The 16,665-nt window shown below is 68.5% G+C and carries 16 protein-coding genes; 3 read left to right on the plus strand and 13 right to left on the minus strand.

The window, feature by feature from the left end:
- Nucleotides 1-64: 64 nt before the first annotated feature.
- The 7 genes from VHAB30_RS21370 to VHAB30_RS21400 form a co-directional block, all read right to left on the minus strand.
- The gene (locus VHAB30_RS21370; protein ID WP_159278545.1) at nucleotides 65-967 is read right to left on the minus strand and encodes a carbohydrate kinase family protein; all 903 of its coding nucleotides are present in this window, start codon (nucleotides 965-967) and stop codon (nucleotides 65-67) included.
- A 58-nt stretch (nucleotides 968-1,025) separates the two neighbouring features.
- Nucleotides 1,026-2,414, minus strand: coding sequence for a zinc-ribbon and DUF3426 domain-containing protein (locus VHAB30_RS21375; RefSeq protein ID WP_159278546.1), 1,389 nt, complete (start codon nucleotides 2,412-2,414; stop codon nucleotides 1,026-1,028).
- Nucleotides 2,415-2,496: 82 nt separating this feature from the next.
- Nucleotides 2,497-3,387, minus strand: a complete 891-nt coding sequence (gene prmA / locus VHAB30_RS21380; RefSeq protein WP_159278547.1) for a 50S ribosomal protein L11 methyltransferase — start codon at nucleotides 3,385-3,387, stop codon at nucleotides 2,497-2,499.
- Nucleotides 3,388-3,407: 20 nt separating this feature from the next.
- Nucleotides 3,408-4,757: an acetyl-CoA carboxylase biotin carboxylase subunit gene (accC, locus tag VHAB30_RS21385; protein ID WP_062480332.1), complete on the minus strand. Its 1,350-nt coding sequence runs from the start codon at nucleotides 4,755-4,757 to the stop codon at nucleotides 3,408-3,410.
- A gap of 2 nt (nucleotides 4,758-4,759) precedes the next feature.
- Nucleotides 4,760-5,221 (minus strand): acetyl-CoA carboxylase biotin carboxyl carrier protein, encoded by a 462-nt coding sequence (gene accB / locus VHAB30_RS21390; RefSeq protein ID WP_070060113.1) that lies wholly within the window; start codon nucleotides 5,219-5,221, stop codon nucleotides 4,760-4,762.
- Between the two features lie 101 nt (nucleotides 5,222-5,322).
- A complete protein-coding gene (locus VHAB30_RS21395; protein WP_095948195.1) occupies nucleotides 5,323-5,883 on the minus strand; it encodes a TlpA family protein disulfide reductase in 561 nt (186 codons plus the stop codon).
- A complete protein-coding gene (locus VHAB30_RS21400; RefSeq protein ID WP_062481235.1) occupies nucleotides 5,883-6,479 on the minus strand; it encodes a hypothetical protein in 597 nt (198 codons plus the stop codon). The genes VHAB30_RS21395 and VHAB30_RS21400 overlap by 1 nt, the downstream gene beginning before the upstream one ends.
- Nucleotides 6,480-6,580: 101 nt before the next feature.
- Between VHAB30_RS21400 and mpl the strand changes: the two genes are divergently transcribed.
- On the plus strand, nucleotides 6,581-7,993 hold the full coding sequence (gene mpl, locus VHAB30_RS21405; protein ID WP_159278548.1) for a UDP-N-acetylmuramate:L-alanyl-gamma-D-glutamyl-meso-diaminopimelate ligase: 1,413 nt from the start codon (nucleotides 6,581-6,583) through the stop codon (nucleotides 7,991-7,993).
- Complete coding sequence (locus VHAB30_RS21410) at nucleotides 7,990-8,499, plus strand: cupin domain-containing protein (RefSeq protein ID WP_159278549.1); 510 nt, start codon at nucleotides 7,990-7,992, stop codon at nucleotides 8,497-8,499. Before mpl ends, VHAB30_RS21410 begins: the two co-directional genes overlap by 4 nt.
- An 11-nt stretch (nucleotides 8,500-8,510) precedes the next feature.
- Here the strand turns inward: VHAB30_RS21410 and VHAB30_RS21415 are convergent, their stop codons facing one another.
- The 6 genes from VHAB30_RS21415 to VHAB30_RS21440 form a co-directional block, all read right to left on the minus strand.
- The gene (locus VHAB30_RS21415) at nucleotides 8,511-9,629 is read right to left on the minus strand and encodes a 3-deoxy-7-phosphoheptulonate synthase (RefSeq protein ID WP_062481230.1); all 1,119 of its coding nucleotides are present in this window, start codon (nucleotides 9,627-9,629) and stop codon (nucleotides 8,511-8,513) included.
- Between the two features lie 235 nt (nucleotides 9,630-9,864).
- A complete protein-coding gene (locus VHAB30_RS21420) occupies nucleotides 9,865-10,404 on the minus strand; it encodes a hypothetical protein (protein WP_159278550.1) in 540 nt (179 codons plus the stop codon).
- A gap of 80 nt (nucleotides 10,405-10,484) precedes the next feature.
- Nucleotides 10,485-11,945: a metalloprotease TldD gene (tldD, locus tag VHAB30_RS21425; RefSeq protein ID WP_095743620.1), complete on the minus strand. Its 1,461-nt coding sequence runs from the start codon at nucleotides 11,943-11,945 to the stop codon at nucleotides 10,485-10,487.
- Between the two features lie 48 nt (nucleotides 11,946-11,993).
- Nucleotides 11,994-13,148, minus strand: a complete 1,155-nt coding sequence (gene rodA, locus VHAB30_RS21430; RefSeq protein WP_062481224.1) for a rod shape-determining protein RodA — start codon at nucleotides 13,146-13,148, stop codon at nucleotides 11,994-11,996.
- 35 nt (nucleotides 13,149-13,183) lie between these two features.
- On the minus strand, nucleotides 13,184-15,019 hold the full coding sequence (locus tag VHAB30_RS21435) for a sensor histidine kinase (RefSeq protein WP_159278551.1): 1,836 nt from the start codon (nucleotides 15,017-15,019) through the stop codon (nucleotides 13,184-13,186).
- A 6-nt stretch (nucleotides 15,020-15,025) separates the two neighbouring features.
- Complete coding sequence (locus tag VHAB30_RS21440; RefSeq protein ID WP_159273880.1) at nucleotides 15,026-15,769, minus strand: response regulator transcription factor; 744 nt, start codon at nucleotides 15,767-15,769, stop codon at nucleotides 15,026-15,028.
- Between the two features lie 289 nt (nucleotides 15,770-16,058).
- Between VHAB30_RS21440 and VHAB30_RS21445 the strand changes: the two genes are divergently transcribed.
- Entirely contained in the window at nucleotides 16,059-16,652 is a 594-nt protein-coding gene (locus tag VHAB30_RS21445) for a YqiA/YcfP family alpha/beta fold hydrolase (RefSeq protein ID WP_159273879.1), read from the plus strand.
- Nucleotides 16,653-16,665 lie beyond the last annotated feature (13 nt).

The raw sequence follows: 16,665 nt of genomic DNA on the forward strand, positions 1-16,665 counted from the left end.
GCTTTTTTCATGGGCGCCCGCTGTCGCCGAATCGCCGAAGCGATGCGGGCAGGTCGTCAGCGAATCACAGGTCGAGCGTCGCGCGGTCGATCTGGTAGTTCTGCGGTCCGCGCTGCGCGATCTTGAGCGCACCGATGCGGTTGCCAAGGGCTGCGCAGCGCGCCAGCGGCCATTCCTTTTCCAGGCCGTACAGCAGGCCGCCGCGCCATGCATCGCCGCAGCCCGTGGGCTCGATCACCGCCGTGGGCACCACGCCGGGCACGTGCTCGCGCTCGCCGCCGGTCCACACCTCGCAGCCCTCGGCGGCCAGCGTGACCACGAGGCCGCGCACGCGCTGCGAGATCTCGGCCAGGCTCCAGCCGGTGCGCTGCGACAGCATCTTGCCTTCGTAGTCGTTGACCACGACCCAGCTCGCGAGCTCGATGAAGTGGCGCAACGCGTCGCCGTCGAACATCGGCAGGCCCTGGCCCGGATCGAACACGAAGGGAATGCCGGCGGCGGCGAACTGCTCGGCGTGCTGCAGCATCGCCTCGCGGCCGTCGGGCGCGATGATGCCGAGCTTGATGTCCTCGCGCGCCACCACCTTCGTGATGTGCGCCTGCTGCATCGCGCCGGGATGGAACGCCGTGATCTGGTTGTTGTCCGTGTCGTTCATGATCATCGCCTGCGCGGTGAAGGTGTCGTCGAGCTGACGCACGAACTCCGTGCTGATGCCCAGCGTGCGCATGCGCTCGGCGTAGTCGGCGCCGTCACTGCCCAGCGTGGCCATCGGCAGCGCCGTGCCGCCCAGGGCGTTGAGGCTGTAGGCGATGTTGCCGGCGCAGCCACCGAAGTCACGGCGCAGGCCCGGCACCAGGAACGACACATTCAGGATGTGCAGCTGGTCCGGCAGGATCTGGTCGGCGAACCGGCCTTCGAAAGTCATGATGGTGTCGAACGCGAGGGAACCGCAAATCACTGCTGCCATGGGTGGACCGTAGGTTGGATGAGAAAGGGAACGAACGGCGCGCGTGTCGGCGCTCCGTTCAGGGATAGAAAGCCTCGACGCGGTAGCCCGCGATCGGCGGCAGTGCCGCCGCCTCGCTGGCCGACAGGGTCAGCGGCAGCGAGGCCGCGCGGTCGGCACGCGCCGCCAGCACGCCCGGCGCGCCGTAGTCGGTGGGCGTCAGCACGCGCCGCACGACGGCCTGCTCCTGCGTGTCGAGCAGCGACAGCTCGATCGCCGGCATCGCGAGCGGCACGGTCGCGGCATTGCGCAAGGTGAAGCTCAACCGGTAGTCGTTGCCGCCGCTCTTCTCGCGCGCGAAGGCCGCGCCTTCGATCACGATGTCGCCGATCTGGCGCAGCGCCGCGAGCTCGCAACCGGTGTACTGGCACAGCGCCGACAGGGCGGGCCGCAGGTTCGGCTGGCGCGCCACGATGCCGTCGCGCTCGTGGCGAACGATCTGCACGATGAGGGCCAACGCCGCGAGCACGGCCAGCAGCACGAGCAGGCGGCGCACGCCCTTGCGTTGCCAGAAGCCGATGGCCTTTTCGGCTGGCTCGTCTTCTTCGGCGAAGGGATGGTCTTCAGGCGCCTCGAAGGTCGCGGAGAGCGAGAAATCCGGCTCGCCTTCGGCACGGATGCCGGGGCCCGGCAGCGGCGCGGACGCCTCTTCGTGTTGCGCATCGCGGGCCTTGGCGTTCGCGATCTTGGCCGACTTGGCGCGCGCGCGGCGCAGCGCCTTCTGGATCAGGAGCTGGTCGTGGTCCTTCTCTTCCTGCTCGCGCTCCGCGGCCGCGCCGTCGTCGTTCTCGCCGGTCGCTGCAACCAGCCCGCGCAGCGCTGAGCTGCGCGGCAGGTCGGGCAAGGGCGGCGCAGGCGGCGGCGATGCGGGCGGCGGCGCGCCCAGGTTCAGGTCGATGTTCGGAAACGGCGGCAGCGAACTCGCGGGCGGACGCCATGCGGGCTCGGTGGCGTCGAGGTCGGACCAGGGCTCGTCCGCGGCGAGGCCGTGTGCGGGCAGCGTCAGTTCGAAAGGCAGCGGGGATGCAGCCGGCGCGACGTTGGTGGCGGTGGTCGACAGCCCGGCCTCCTCTGGAGGAGCTGGCGGCGGCACCTGCGGCTCGGACTCGTCGTCGAGAAAGTCGGCCTCCTCGACCGCCGGCCGTGCGGCCGCCAGGTCGAGGCGTACGTCGTCGAAAGACGCCACCAGTGCGGCCATCGACGACATCGGCGAAGGTGCCGGTGTGGGCGCGGGTGCCGGCGCGGCAGGCGCGGACACCGCACCGTCGGGTGCCTCCTGCAGGTCGAGCGTGGCATCGAACACATGGCTGCAGCGGCCGCAGCGCACCCAGCCGTCCGAGATGCGAAGCTGGTCGCGCACCACCTTGAAGGTGGTGGTGCAGGCAGGGCAACGCGTGACGAGGCTCATGACCGGGCGATTGTAGGGTTGGGCCCTCGCCGTGCAGGCAGGTGCCCGGGGCGCTCGCGGTGCGAGCACCCGGCCGCGCGCTTCAGCAGCGCGCGGTCATGAGGATCCAGCCGTCCTCGGTGTCGCTGACCTCGAGCGCGGCGTACGGCGCATAAGCCGCCTTGAGCTCGTCGGCCTGGCGCTCGAGGATGCCGGCCAGCACCAGCGAACCGCCGGCGGCCACGTGGCTGCGCAGCAGCGGCGCCAGCACCTTGAGCGGTGTCGCGAGGATGTTGGCGAGCACCGTCTGGTACTCGCCCTTCGCTGCTTCGGGCAGGCCCGCGTTCAGCTGCACGCCGTTGGCCTCGGCGTTGAGCCGGGTCGAGGAGACCGCGGCTTCGTCGATGTCGACGGCGTCGATGTTGCGCGCACCGAACTTGGCGGCGCCGATGGCCAGGATGCCGGAGCCGCAGCCGTAATCGAGCACGCGCTGGTCGGCAAAAGCGCCCTCGCCTTGCGTCGCGATCCAACGCAGGCACATGCGCGTGGTCGGGTGCGTGCCCGTGCCGAAGGCCAGGCCCGGGTCGAGCCGGATCACCTGCTTGGCTTGCGCGGGCGGTTCGTGCCAGGTCGGCACGATCCAGAACTCGGGCGTGATCTCGACCGGTGCGAACTGCGATTGCGTGAGCCGCACCCAGTCCTGATCAGGCACCGGCGCCACGCCGAGCACCGCGCAGCCGTCGAAAAAGTCCTGCAGCGCGAGCACCGAGGCCGCCTCGTTGGCGGCATCTTCATCGGGGAACAGCGCGATCACGCGCGAACGCTGCCAGCCCTCCTTGGGCGGCGGCATGCCGGGCTCACCGAACAGGGCCTGCTCGGCATCGGTCTGCGCGTCGGCGTCTTCTACCGACACGCTCAGCGCATCGAGTGCGTCGAGCGCATCGCCGAGCATTTCGACCCGGTCTTCCGGCGCCATGAGGCGGAGTTCAAACATACAGGGCGTTGCGCGTGGACTCAGCGCTTGTGCGCTGCGAGCCACTCTTCCAGGTAGTGGATGTTCGTGCCGCCGCTCATGAACTTGGCGTCGACCATCAGCTCGCGGTGCAGCGGCATGTTGGTCTGGATGCCTTCGATCACCGTCTCGTTCAGGGCCGTGCGCATGCGCGCCATGGCCTGTTCGCGGGTGTCGCCGTACACGATGATCTTGCCGATCATCGAGTCGTAGTTCGGTGGCACGAAGTAGTTGGTGTACACGTGCGAGTCGACGCGCACGCCCGGGCCGCCCGGTGGGTGCCACATGGTGATGCGGCCCGGCGACGGCGTGAACTTCCACGGGTCTTCGGCGTTGATGCGCACCTCGATGGCGTGGCCGCGCATCTCGATCTGGCGCTGCGTGAACGGCAGCTTCTCGCCGGCGGCGACCATGATCTGCGTCTTCACGATGTCGATGCCGGTGGTGAACTCCGTGACCGGATGCTCCACCTGCACGCGCGTGTTCATCTCGATGAAGTAGAACTCGCCGTTCTCGTACAGGAACTCGAAGGTGCCGGCGCCGCGGTAGCCGATCTTCTTGCAGGCGGTGGCGCAGCGTTCGCCGATCTTCTCGATCAGCTTGCGCGGAATGCCGGGGGCCGGCGATTCCTCGATCACCTTCTGGTGGCGGCGCTGCATGGAGCAGTCGCGCTCGCCCAGGTAGACCGCGTTCTTGTGCTTGTCCGCGAGGATCTGGATTTCGATGTGGCGCGGGTTCTGGAGAAACTTCTCCATGTACACGGCCGGATTGTTGAAGGCCGCGGCGGCTTCCGCCTTGGTCATCTGGATCGCGTTGACCAGCGCCGCCTCGGTGTGCACCACGCGCATGCCGCGGCCACCGCCGCCCCCTGCCGCCTTGATGATCACCGGGTAGCCGATCGCACGGGCGATGCGCTTGTTGGTGGCGGCGTCGTCGGACAGTTCGCCTTCCGAGCCGGGCACGCAGGGCACGCCGGCCTTGATCATGGCCTGCTTGGCCGAGACCTTGTCACCCATCGTGCGGATGTTGTCGGGCGTCGGGCCGATGAACTGGAAGCCGCTTTGCTCCACGCGTTCGGCGAAATTGGCGTTCTCGCTCAGGAAACCGTAGCCGGGGTGGATGGCTTCGGCGTCCGTCACCTCGGCGGCCGAGATGATGGCCGGCATGTTGAGGTAGCTCAGGCCCGAAGGCGCCGGGCCGATGCACACGGCTTCCTGCGCCAGCTTGACGTACTTGGCTTCGCGATCGGCTTCGGAATAGACCATCACGGCCTTGATGCCCATTTCGCTGCAAGCGCGCTGGATCCGAAGGGCGATCTCCCCCCGGTTTGCAACCAGAATCTTCTTGAACATGCTTACTCGATGATGAACAGCGGCTGGCCGTATTCGACCGCCTGGCCGTTTTCGCCGAGGATCTGCGTGACCGTGCCGGCCTTGTCGGCCTCGATTTCGTTGAGGATCTTCATCGCCTCGATGATGCAGAGCGTGTCGCCCTCGTTCACCTTGCTGCCGACTTCGACGAAGGCTGCGGCGCCCGGGCTGGACGAACGGTAGAAGGTGCCGACCATCGGCGACTTCACGGCATGGCCGCTCGGTGCGGCTTCAACCGCAGGGGCAGCGGCGGCCGGGGCGGCGGCACCGGCCACGGCGGGCGCCGCAACAGCGGGCGCGGCGGCCAGGGTCTGCACGTACTGCACGGGGGCGGCACCGCCACCCTTGACGATGCGGACCTTGCCTTCGGTCTCGGTGATTTCCAGTTCGGAAATATTCGATTCGGACACCAGATCGATCAGTGTCTTGAGTTTGCGCAGATCCATGGGACTCCAGTGCCAGCTTTGCCGGTCTTTAGGAAAGAACTTGACCGAAAACCGTCGATTTTCGGCGTTTGGCGTCTAACGCCAGCTTGTGTATTTAAATTCTAACCGTGAACAAGTTGGCGTCGCCAAGCGTCCAGGTCGGTCGTTTCAAGCTTGCCCATTTTACGAGCCAGCACCGAACCGTCGGCATGGAGCACCAAGGTGAACGGCAGGCCGCCCCCCGTATTGCCCAGATTCTTCACCAGTTCCATGCCCTGCAAGCCGGCCAGCGCGGTCGGATAGGTGACCGGCGTGCGCTGCAGGAACTTGCGCACGGCGCTGGGCTGGTCAATGGCCAATCCCACCACTTGCCAGCCGTTGGCGCCGTGTTCACGGAAAAAGGCGTCGATCATCGGCATTTCTTCGACACAGGGCGGGCACCAGGTGGCCCAGAAGTTGAGCAGCACGGGCTTGCCGCGCAGGCTCGACAGGACCAGCTCGCCGCCCTCGGGGCGCTCGAAGCGCTGGTCCCAGAACATGGCGGCATCGAGCTTTTCGCCGCCGGTGGCCGCGACGCCGCTGTCATTGCGCTCCCGCCACCAGGCGCCGGCAATGCCGGCCGCGGCAGCGACTGCCGCCACACCGGCATACAGCATGCCGCGTCGTGTGGGCGTTGAAGTCATTACTGGTCCTTTTCTTGTTCAATGCGTCGGCGCAGCGCGTTCAGGTCGCCGCGCGGCGCGCGCCCCTGGGCGTCTGGCTTGAGGGCGCCGCGCAGGTCGTCGAGGTCGTACACCAGCAGATGCACCCCGATTTCCTCGCCCAGCGCCCGGCTCGGCGCATGGACGCTGAGGGCTTCGACCTGCTCGCCATGGAAGCCGGTCACCATGCGCGGCTCGTAGTCCACGTGGTGATCGATCAGGGCGATTTCGGCCGACTTGGAATCATCGCAGAACAATTGAATATAAATGTCTGACAAACGTGTGGCCGTGCCGTGCCAGACGGCGCCGCCCACATGCGGCCGGAACACGGCCATGCGCTCCATCCACTCGAGCGCGAGCAGGCGCAGCGCGTGCAGTTCCTGGGGCTGGGTGTCGGCGCAGAAGACCGCGATGTAGTCGCGCACCTCGGCCTCGACCTCGTCGTTGTTGGGCAGCGCGGTGCGCGTCGGGAGGCCGAGTTCGCGCAGCGCCCGGCGCTTGGCCGGGCCGTACTCGAGCCCCTCCTCGACGACGAGTCGGGCGGCAACGGCGGCGATTTCACGCTTGGACGTGTCCATCGGGGCATTTTGCCCGCTGCGGACGTCCCTCACATGAACATCAGTACGGCGCCCGGGGCGAAGCCGCCGGGGCACCCGCAGCGCCTCCCTAGAATTGGCCGATGCACATTCATATTCTGGGTATCTGCGGCACGTTCATGGGCGGTGTGGCCGCCCTCGCACGCGAAGCAGGCCACCGGGTCACGGGCTGCGACGCCGGCGTGTACCCCCCGATGAGCGACCAGCTGCGCGCGCTCGGCATCGACCTGATCGAAGGCTTCGGCGCCGACCAGCTGGCCCTCGCCCCCGACATGTTCGTGGTCGGCAACGTGGTCTCGCGGGCCCGGCTGCCCGACGGCAGCCCCAAGTTCCCACTGATGGAAGCCATCCTGGACGCCGGCAAGCCGTACACCAGCGGCCCGCAGTGGCTGGCCGAGCACGTGCTGCAGGGCCGCCATGTGCTGGCCGTGGCCGGCACGCACGGCAAGACGACCACCACCTCGATGCTGGCCTGGGTGCTCGAACAAGGCGGCAAGGCGCCCGGCTTCCTGGTCGGCGGCGTGCCGCTGGACTTCGGCGTGTCGGCCCGATTGGGCAACGGCCCGGCCTTCGTGATCGAGGCCGACGAGTACGACACCGCCTTCTTCGACAAGCGCAGCAAGTTCGTTCACTACCGGCCGCGCACCGCCGTGCTGAACAACCTGGAGTTCGATCACGCCGACATCTTCGACGATCTGGCCGCCATCGAGCGCCAGTTCCATCACCTCGTGCGCACCGTGCCCGGCACCGGACGCTTGGTGGTGAACGCCACCGAAGAGAGCCTGCAGCGCGTGCTGGCCCAGGGCTGCTGGAGCGAACTCGCCCGCTTCGGCGACGGCGGCCCGGCCACGGAATGGCAGGCGCGCGGCACGCACGACGCCTTCGACGTGCTGCACCGCGGCGAGGTGGTCGGCCGGGTCGAGTGGGCGCTCTCGGGCCTGCACAACCAGATGAACGCGCTGGCCGCCATCGCGGCGGCCGACCACGTGGGCGTGCCGCCGGCCGATGCGGCCCGTGCGCTCGGGCGCTTTCGCAACGTGCGCCGCCGCATGGAGCTGCGCGGCACGGTCGAGGGCCAAGGCGGCGCGATCACCGTCTACGACGACTTCGCGCACCACCCGACCGCGATCCGCACCACGCTCGACGGGCTGCGCAAGAAGCTCGACGACGCCGGCAAGCAAAGTGAGCGCATCCTCGCGGCCTTCGAGCCGCGCAGCAACACGATGAAGCTGGGCGTGATGGCCGCGCAACTGCCGTGGAGCCTGGAATCGGCCGACCTGTCGTTCTGCCACACGGCCGGCCTCGACTGGGACGCGGCCGCCGCGCTGGCACCGATGGGCGCACGCGCCCAGGTCGCCGGCGCCATCGAACCGCTGGTGCAGCAGGTCGTGGCCGCGGCGCGGCCCGGCGATCACATCGTCTGCATGAGCAACGGCGGCTTCGGCGGCGTGCACGAGAAACTGCTGGACGCCCTGCGCGCCGCCCACGGATCATGAACGGCATGCGCGCGCGCGAGCTGATCGACACCCTGAAGCTCCAGCCCCACCCCGAGGGCGGCTGGTACAGCGAGGTATTCCGGTCGGCCGCGAGCGTGACGCCCGCCGACGGACGCGCGCCCCGCAGCGCGCTGACCAGCATCTATTTCCTGCTCGAAGTTCAACAGCATTCGCGCTGGCACCGGGTGCTGTCCGACGAAGTCTGGGTGCACCTGGAAGGCGTGCCACTGGCGCTGTGGACCTGCGACGCCGCGATGCTGACCGCGCCGGCCCACGTGAAGCTGGGCCCGGTCGATGTGCACGGCACCCGGCCGCAGCACGTGGTGCCTGCCGGCCAGTGGCAGGCCGCACGCCCGATCCAGGGCCACGCGGCCGGCGACTACACGCTGGTCGCCTGCATGGTCGGGCCGGGCTTCGACTTCGCGGACTTCTCGCTGGTGCCGCAGGGCAGCGACGAGGCGGCGTCGATGCGGCACCACTGGCCCGACCTGGCCAGCATGCTCTAACTAATAGCGCTTCAGCCCCGGCGCTGCTTGACGGCTTGAGACAGCGTCTCGAGCACCTGCACCGAATCGTCCCAGCCGATGCAGGCGTCGGTGATGCTCTTGCCGTACTCGAGGCCCGACAACTGGTCCTTGCCCGGCGTGAACTTCTGGGCGCCCGCCTGCAGGTGGCTTTCGATCATCACGCCGAACACGCGCTTCGAACCGCCGGCGATCTGGCCGGCGATGTCCTTCGCGACGTCGATCTGCTTCTGGTGCTGCTTGGAGCTGTTGGCGTGGCTGCAGTCGACCATGAGCGTGGGCGGCAGCTTGGCGGCTTCGAGGTCCTTGCAGGCCGCTTCGACGCTGGCGGCGTCGTAGTTCGGCGTCTTGCCGCCGCGCAGGATCACGTGGCAGTCGCGGTTGCCGTTGGTCTGCACGATCGCGACCTGGCCGTTCTTGTGCACCGACAGGAAGTGGTGGCCGCGCGCCGCCGCCTGGATGGCGTCGGTGGCGATGCGGATGTTGCCGTCGGTGCCGTTCTTGAAACCGATGGGGGCCGACAGGCCCGAGGCCAGTTCGCGGTGCACCTGGCTTTCGGTGGTGCGCGCGCCGATGGCGCCCCAGGCGATCAGGTCGCCGATGTACTGCGGCGAGATCACGTCGAGGAACTCGCTGCCCGCCGGCAGGCCCAGGCGGTTGATGTCGATCAGCAGCTGGCGCGCGATGCGCAGGCCTTCGTCGATGCGGTAGCTCTCGTCCAGGTACGGGTCGTTGATGAGCCCCTTCCAGCCGACCGTGGTGCGCGGCTTCTCGAAGTACACGCGCATCACGATTTCCAGCGTGCCGGCGTACTTGTCGCGCTCGGCCTTGAGGCGGCGGGCGTATTCGAGGGCCGCGGCCGGGTCGTGGATCGAACACGGGCCCATGATCACCAGCAGCCGGTCGTCCTTGCCGGCCATGATGTTGTGGATGCCGCGGCGGGTGCCGGTGATCAGCGTTTCGATCGGCGTGCCGCGGATCGGGAAGAAGCGGATCAGATGTTCGGGAGGGGGGAGCACGTTGATGTCCTTGATGCGTTCGTCGTCGGTCTTGCTGGTTTTTTCGACGCTCGCATACCAGCTGTCGCCGGCGGGAGGGGTGTTCGTGCTCATGGTTCTCTTCCTTGTTGGTGTGAATGAAAAATCGTCAGGGCATAAAAAAACCGCCGGGGGCTGGAAGCCACCGGCGGTTCTGGGAGGGTGTTCGTTTGCTTTACGCGCTCGCCTCTCGTCCGCCGGAAACCGGGAACCAAAAGTAGGCAAAAAAGTAAGCGCGGAGGGCGGACATGTGGGCGGAATGTAGCACGGAAAACAAAAACCCGGCCAGGCGGCCGGGTCGGTGTTGTTTTTACCTGTAGCCCGATTCGTTGGCGTTGTGGATGATCCAGATCAGGTTGCCGCTGCTGAAATCGCCCATGCCGCCGCCCGCGAAGATCAGGCGGCCCTGGCCCTTGTAGGTCATCTCGAAGCGGTGGCGATCGCTGCCGAAGTAGAACGGAATCCAGGCCTTGCCGGTGATGTAGGCGCCTTGGTCGGTGGGCTGGCCGGCGAGGTCGGTGACCTGCTTGGTGCTCATGCCGATCTGCAGGCGCGTGAACTTGCTGTTGCGCGCCGGATTGCCGGTGATCTCGCCTTCGAAACCGTTCAGGCCCTTGACGGTGCGGCCGCTGCCGGCCTCGACCTTGGAAGAATCCACCACGTTGCCGCGTGCGTCCATGCCGGCCTTCGAACCGCTGGGCGCCGCAGGCGCGGCGGCGGCCGGGGCGGGTGCCGGTGCGGCGGCGGGCTGGCTGCCCGAACCGCCGCGCGATGCGCAACCGGCTGTGGCCAGCGCGACCACGGCGGTCACGGCCCACAGCACGGCGGGCGAATTGATCCTGTTCCCCATTGAAATGCTCCTTGATTCGTCGTTCGCAAAAGGAGCGCAGCTTAGCAACCGAATGAAACAACCGGCAAGTGCCGAAAGTCCTAAGCCGTTCCACCTACCGTCAGGCCGTCGATGCGAAGGGTCGGCTGGCCGACGCCCACGGGCACGCTCTGGCCTTCCTTGCCGCAGGTGCCGACGCCCGAATCGAGCGCCATGTCGTTGCCGATCATGGTCACGCGGGTGAGCGCGTCGGGGCCGTTGCCCACGATGGTCGCGCCCTTCACCGGGTACTGGATCTTGCCGTTCTCGACCCAGAAGGCCTCGCTGGCCGAGAACACGAACTTGCCGCTCGTGATGTCGACCTGCCCGCCGCCGAAGTTGGTGGCGTACAGGCCCTTCTTGATGCTGGCAACGATTTCCTGCGGGTCCTTGTCGCCGCCGAGCATGTAGGTGTTGGTCATGCGCGGCATCGGCACGTGGGCGTAGCTCTCGCGGCGGCCGTTGCCCGTGGGCTTGACCTTCATGAGGCGGGCGTTCATCGAATCCTGGATGTAGCCCTTGAGGATGCCGTCCTCGATCAGCACGTTGCGCTGGCTGGCGTGGCCTTCGTCGTCCACGTTGAGCGAGCCGCGGCGGTCGGCGATGGTGCCGTCGTCGAGCACCGTGACGCCCTTGGCCGCCACGCGCTGGCCGATGCGGCCCGAGAACGCGCTCGAGCCCTTGCGGTTGAAGTCGCCCTCCAGGCCGTGGCCGATGGCTTCGTGCAGCAGGATGCCGGGCCAGCCCGAACCGAGCACCACGGTCATCTCGCCGGCCGGGGCCGGACGGGCGTCGAGGTTGGTCAGCGCGGCCTTCACGGCGTGGTCGACGTACTCGGCGATCTGCGCGTCGGTGAAATAGGCCAGGCCGAAGCGCCCACCGCCGCCGCCCGAGCCGACCTCGCGGCGCCCGTTCTGCTCGGCGATCACGGTGACCGACAGCCGCACCAGCGGCCGCACGTCGGCGGCCAGCGTGCCGTCGGCGCGCGCCACCATCACCACGTCGTACTCGCTGGCCAGGCCGGCCATGACCTGCGCCACGCGCGGGTCGCGCGAGCGGGCGAGCTGCTCGACCTTCTCGAGCAGCTTCACCTTGGCCGTGCTGTCGAGCGTGGCAATGGGGTCGATGCCGCCGTAGAGCGAGCGGCTGGAGGCGATCTTGCGCGGCACGGTCTTCACACGCGCGGTGCGGCCGGCGGAGGAAATGGAGCGGACCGTGCGCGCCGCGTCGAGCAGCGAGGCCTCGGAGATGTCGTCCGAATAGGCAAAGGCGGTTTTCTCGCCGCTCACAGCGCGCACGCCGACGCCCTGGTCGATGCTGAAGCTGCCCGTCTTGACGATGCCTTCCTCGAGGCTCCAGCCCTCGCTGCGGGTGTACTGGAAGTACAGGTCAGCATCGTCCACGCGGTGCGCGGTGATCTCGGCCAGGGCCTTGCTCAGGTGCGATTCGTCCAGGCCGAACGGCGTGAGCAGGAGCTGTTGCGCCGTGGCGAGGCGCTCGATGGTGGGTTCGCGGGAGATCATGGCTGCCATTCTAGGCAGCCGCCCCCGTCCGTGCCGCCCCGGGGGACTCTAGTTCTGGGCGAGTTTGCGGGCCCGCGCGATCGACATCAGGATGCCCAGCCCCAGCCCCAGCGTGACCATGGCGGTGCCGCCGTAACTGATGAAAGGCAGCGGCACGCCCACCACCGGCAGGATGCCGCTGACCATGCCCATGTTCACGAAGGCGTAGGTGAAGAAGATCATGGTCACCGCCCCGGCCAGCAGGCGCGAGAACAGCGTGGGCGCGTTCAGCGCGATGGTCAGCCCGCGGAAGATCAGCAGGATGAAGGCCGCGATCAGCGCCAGGTTGCCGATCAGGCCGAACTCCTCGGAGTACGCCGCGAAGATGAAGTCGGTGGTGCGCTCGGGAATGAATTCGAGGTGCGTCTGCGTGCCCTGCATGAAGCCCTTGCCGCCCACGCCGCCCGAGCCGATGGCGATCATCCCCTGGATGATGTGGAAGCCCTTGCCCAGCGGGTCCTTGCTGGGGTCGAGCAGCGTGCACACGCGCTGCTTCTGGTAGTCGTGCAGCACGCGCCAGTCGACGCCGTCGACGCACAGCTGCGACTCGAAACCCACGATCAGCGTGATGGCCACCGCGCCGAGCACCACCGGCGGCACGATCAGCTTCCACGGCAGCCCGGCAAAGAAGATCACCGCCAGCCCGGCCGCCAGCACCAGCAGCGAGGTGCCCAGGTCGGGCTGCTTCATGATGAGCCCGACGGGCACCGCCAGCAGCAGCGTCGCCACCACGAAGTCGAGCGGGCGCAGCTGGCCTTCGCGGCGCTGGAACCACCAGGCCAGCATCAGCGGCATCGCGATCTTGAGGATTTCGCTGGGCTGGATCACCACGCCCACGTTGATCCAGCGCTGGGCGCCCTTCTTGGTGATGCCGAACAGCGCCACCGCGATCAGCAGCGCCACCCCGGCCGCATACAGCGGCACGGCGAAGGCCATGAGCCGCTGCGGCGGCACCTGCGCCACCACGAACATGATGCCGCCGGCCAGCAGCATGTTGCGGCCATGGTCGAGAAAGCGCGTGCCATGGTCGTAGCCGGAGGAATACATGGTGAGCAGCCCGGCAAAGGCGAGCAGCATCACGGCAAAGGCCAGGAAGCCGTCGAAGCCCTGGAAGATGGGCGCAATGCGACGCGCCAGGGAGGGCTGGTTGAACACGGCAGACATGATGGGGGCGGATTATCCCCGCCCCGCTCGCCCCTTCAGTCGAAAACGAGCTGAACGACCGTGCGCCCCGGTCGGCTTTCGATCGCCAGCCGGGCTCCGATGGCGGCGGCGCGCTTGGACAGCGCCTCCGGGACCTCGGCGGCGTCGAAGCCCACGCCGTTGTCGATCACCCGCAGGCGCACGGCGCCGTCGCGCGCGTCGGCCTCGATGCGCAGCGCGCTCGCATGGGCGTGCTGCAGCACGTTCGAGATGGCCTCGAACAGCAAGAATTGCAGCTGCCGCGTGGCGTGGGCGTCGAGCTGCGTCACCGGGGGCAGCTCGTCCACGCCCCATTCGAAGGCGATGTCCGCGGCCGCCAGCCGGGGTTCCAGCCGGTAGCGCAGCGCCGCCAGCAGCGCGCCGATGTCGCCGGGCGGCAGGTGGATGGAGTCGATCGACAGCTTGAGCTGGTCGAGCGAGTCGCGCAGGGTGCGCAGCAGTTCCTCGGGGCTGGTCTGGCCCGACTGCAGCTGGCGGATCGCCGAGCTGATGTGCGAGCCCACGCCGTCGTGCATGTCGCGCAGGATGCGCTCGCGCTCGTGGGTGCGCGCCTGGTCGCGGGCCACCTCCTCCAGTTCGGCGTAGGTGGAGGCCAGTTCGCGTTCGCGCTGCGCCACCCGGTCGGCCAGCGTCTTGACCCAGCCGCGCGCCTGCACGCTCGCGAAGTGGAAGCGCCGCAGCACGATCAGCAGCAGCGCCACCCCGAACATCACCGAGGAATAGCGCACCCAGGTGGTCTCGCCGTAGGCGTCGCTCAGGCGGATCACCAGCCAGTCGCGCGTGCCGAAGGCCACCGTGACCAGCGCGGCGCCGGCCACCAGCAGCCGCTCGACGCTGGGCCGGCGCACCGTCGCGACGGCAAAGGCGATCACGAAGCCGACGACGATCGTGATCTCGACCGCCAGCCAGGCCGTGAGCCAGCGCGGCTCCTCGCGGTTCAGCGCCAGCCAGGTGAACACCACGGTGCCGGCCACCACGGCCGCCGTCGGCCAGCGCATCCAGCGCGTGCGCGGGCTCTGCGCCCAGTCGGCCAGGTGGTAGCAGAACATCATGGCGGACGCGGCCCAGCCCGCGTAGCAACCGGCCATCAGCACGCCCCACAGCTGCCACGGCAGCGGCGGCTCGGGAATCATGGCGTCGGCCACCCGCAGCGCCCAGCAGAACTCGGCGACCGCGGCCCAGAAATAGAGGGCGTCGCGCTGGCGGCGGCCGGTCGCGCCGGTGTCGACCTGGGTGAACCACAGCGCCAGCGCGATGCTGCCGACGATGAGGCTGAACGCGGTCAGCAGCACCGACCCCGTGAAGCGCCAGGCGTAGGCGCCTTCGAACAACGCGGTGCGCACCGGCGTCGCCGGCCCGATGGTGACGCGCGAGAGGCCGGCGCGCCGTTCGCTGTCGGCGCGGATGCGGATCTGCAGCAGGTTCTCGCCCTCTTTCAGCAGCCGCCCGGGCACCGGCACGTAGACGGGCGCCTTCGCGTAGTCGGCGCGGTTGCCTTGGCCGAGGTCGCCGTAGGACTGCAGCAGCGCGCCATTGAGCTGCACCTCGAAGACGCTGCCGGCACGGGGAATGAAGACGCCCCAGGGCACCTCGGGCAGGGCCTCGACCTGGAACGGCAGCTCGAAGCTCGCGAAGCCGGTGCGGCCGCGGTGCCGGCGGTCCCAGTGGTAGGACAGGTCGACCGCTTCGGTCTGCACGACACCGTCGATGGTGGTGGTCACCCTGGCGTGGCGCAGCTCGATCGGGCCCTGCGTCTCCCCTGCGGCCGCGCGCCCCGCGGCAAGCAGCGCCGCCAGCCCGAGCAGGCACAGGAACGCCAGCCGCCGCAGCATCCGCCCTCAGCCCGGGTGGGACAGCAGGCCGAGGCGCGTGGCCTCGAACACCGCTTCGCTCTTGGAATGCACCGCGAGCTTGCCGTAGAGGTTCTTGATGTGGGTCTGCACCGTGTGCACGCTCAGGCCCTTGAGGCGCGCGATCTCGGCGTACGAGAAGCCGCGCGCGATCAGCGTCAGCACCTCGTGCTCGCGCGCCGAGAGCAGGCCGCGGTCGGTCTCGTCGAGCGCCGTCTCTGCCGGCGCCGCGCCTGCGGTGCCCGGCACGGCCGCCTGCAGGCTGCGGTACTTGGCGAGCACGCGGCGCGCGATCATGGGCGAGATCGGCGAGGCGCCGGCCTTCATCTCGACGATGGTCTGCGCGATGTCTTCCGGTGCGGCGTCCTTGTGGATGTAGCCGACGGCGCCGGCCTCGATGCTGGCGAGCACGTTCTCCTCGTCGCCGAAGACCGACACCACCAGCGGCTCGCAGCCGGGAAAGCGCGCGACGGCGTCGCGGATCACGTCCAGGCCGGTGCCGTCGGGCATGCCGAGGTCGACCAGCAGCACGTCGGGGATGGTCGCGGTCGCGGCCAGCCAGCTGCGCGCTTCCTGCACGGTGCCGGCGCTGCCCAGCCAGAACAGGCGCGGGCTGCGCTGCACGCTGGCCTCGAAGAAGGCGCGTGCGCGGCTGTCGTCCTCGACCACGAGCACGCCCCAGCGGCGTGGCATCCCGTCATCCTGTACCTCGGTATTCATGGGATGGAGCATAAGCCTGGGCACCCACCGCCACGCGGGGCCTGCCTCCCTCGTTCATGGGATGCCCCCTGCCAGATGCGTCACGAAACTTGTCTCTTCTTTCTGCCCTTGCGCCGCACCGCCACCCCTGCGCGGCCGCACCGTGAATACTTTCGAATTCCAGCCACGCCCTCCCGGCCTTCTCATGGGCCGATTCGCAGGGATTTGTGGGGTCACCGCGCCGTAGGCGGTGCGGACCTCATGCAAAATTGTCTGAATCCGGCCACGGGGCGCGAGCAGCGCACCCCAGTCACCTCCTCCCATGGAACCGCAAACCACCCATCTGTTGTATCTGCACGGCTTCCGCTCGTCGCCCCGCTCGACCAAGGCGCGGCTGGTGGCGAAGCACGTGGCGCGCGAGCACCCGAACCTGGAGTGGTGGTGCCCGCAGCTGCCGCCGTCGCCGCACGATGCGATCGACATGGTGATGAAGGGCATCGCGCACTGGCCGCGCAAGTCGATGGCGGTGATCGGTTCGTCGCTGGGCGGTTTCTACGCCACCTACGTCGCCGGCATGACGCGCTGCCGCGCCGTGCTGCTCAACCCCGCGGTACACCCGGCGCGCGACCTCACGCGCTACATCGGCAGCCAGACCGCCTGGCACGATCCGTCCGAGCACTTCTATTTCCAGCCGGAATTCATCCAGGAACTGCGCGCCATGGAAATCGGCGCGCTCACGCGGCCCGAGCGCCTGTTCGCGATCATCGCCAAGGGCGACGAGGCGCTCGACTGGCACGAGATGTCGGCACGCTACCCCGACAGCCGCATCAAGCTGCTCGAGGGCGGCGACCATGCACTGTCCGATTTCGAAAAAGCGCACCTCGACGACGTGATGGCCTTCATCAACCCCGTCTAGCGTCCGCCCCGGG

This window comes from Variovorax boronicumulans (genome assembly GCF_009811375.1).
In the GTDB taxonomy this organism is placed as follows: Bacteria; Pseudomonadota; Gammaproteobacteria; order Burkholderiales; family Burkholderiaceae_C; genus Variovorax; species Variovorax boronicumulans.

What these genes read in the sequence shown, in the direction of transcription:
- VHAB30_RS21370 (WP_159278545.1), bottom strand. Translation starts at nt 967, where the DNA reads ATGGCAGCAGTGATTTGCGGTTCCCTCGCGTTCGACACCATCATGACT.
- VHAB30_RS21375 (WP_159278546.1), bottom strand. Translation starts at nt 2,414, where the DNA reads ATGAGCCTCGTCACGCGTTGCCCTGCCTGCACCACCACCTTCAAGGTG.
- prmA (WP_159278547.1), bottom strand. Translation starts at nt 3,387, where the DNA reads ATGTTTGAACTCCGCCTCATGGCGCCGGAAGACCGGGTCGAAATGCTC.
- accC (WP_062480332.1), bottom strand. Translation starts at nt 4,757, where the DNA reads ATGTTCAAGAAGATTCTGGTTGCAAACCGGGGGGAGATCGCCCTTCGG.
- accB (WP_070060113.1), bottom strand. Translation starts at nt 5,221, where the DNA reads ATGGATCTGCGCAAACTCAAGACACTGATCGATCTGGTGTCCGAATCG.
- VHAB30_RS21395 (WP_095948195.1), bottom strand. Translation starts at nt 5,883, where the DNA reads ATGACTTCAACGCCCACACGACGCGGCATGCTGTATGCCGGTGTGGCG.
- VHAB30_RS21400 (WP_062481235.1), bottom strand. Translation starts at nt 6,479, where the DNA reads ATGGACACGTCCAAGCGTGAAATCGCCGCCGTTGCCGCCCGACTCGTC.
- mpl (WP_159278548.1), top strand. Translation starts at nt 6,581, where the DNA reads ATGCACATTCATATTCTGGGTATCTGCGGCACGTTCATGGGCGGTGTG.
- VHAB30_RS21410 (WP_159278549.1), top strand. Translation starts at nt 7,990, where the DNA reads ATGAACGGCATGCGCGCGCGCGAGCTGATCGACACCCTGAAGCTCCAG.
- VHAB30_RS21415 (WP_062481230.1), bottom strand. Translation starts at nt 9,629, where the DNA reads ATGAGCACGAACACCCCTCCCGCCGGCGACAGCTGGTATGCGAGCGTC.
- VHAB30_RS21420 (WP_159278550.1), bottom strand. Translation starts at nt 10,404, where the DNA reads ATGGGGAACAGGATCAATTCGCCCGCCGTGCTGTGGGCCGTGACCGCC.
- tldD (WP_095743620.1), bottom strand. Translation starts at nt 11,945, where the DNA reads ATGATCTCCCGCGAACCCACCATCGAGCGCCTCGCCACGGCGCAACAG.
- rodA (WP_062481224.1), bottom strand. Translation starts at nt 13,148, where the DNA reads ATGTCTGCCGTGTTCAACCAGCCCTCCCTGGCGCGTCGCATTGCGCCC.
- VHAB30_RS21435 (WP_159278551.1), bottom strand. Translation starts at nt 15,019, where the DNA reads ATGCTGCGGCGGCTGGCGTTCCTGTGCCTGCTCGGGCTGGCGGCGCTG.
- VHAB30_RS21440 (WP_159273880.1), bottom strand. Translation starts at nt 15,769, where the DNA reads ATGCTCCATCCCATGAATACCGAGGTACAGGATGACGGGATGCCACGC.
- VHAB30_RS21445 (WP_159273879.1), top strand. Translation starts at nt 16,059, where the DNA reads ATGGAACCGCAAACCACCCATCTGTTGTATCTGCACGGCTTCCGCTCG.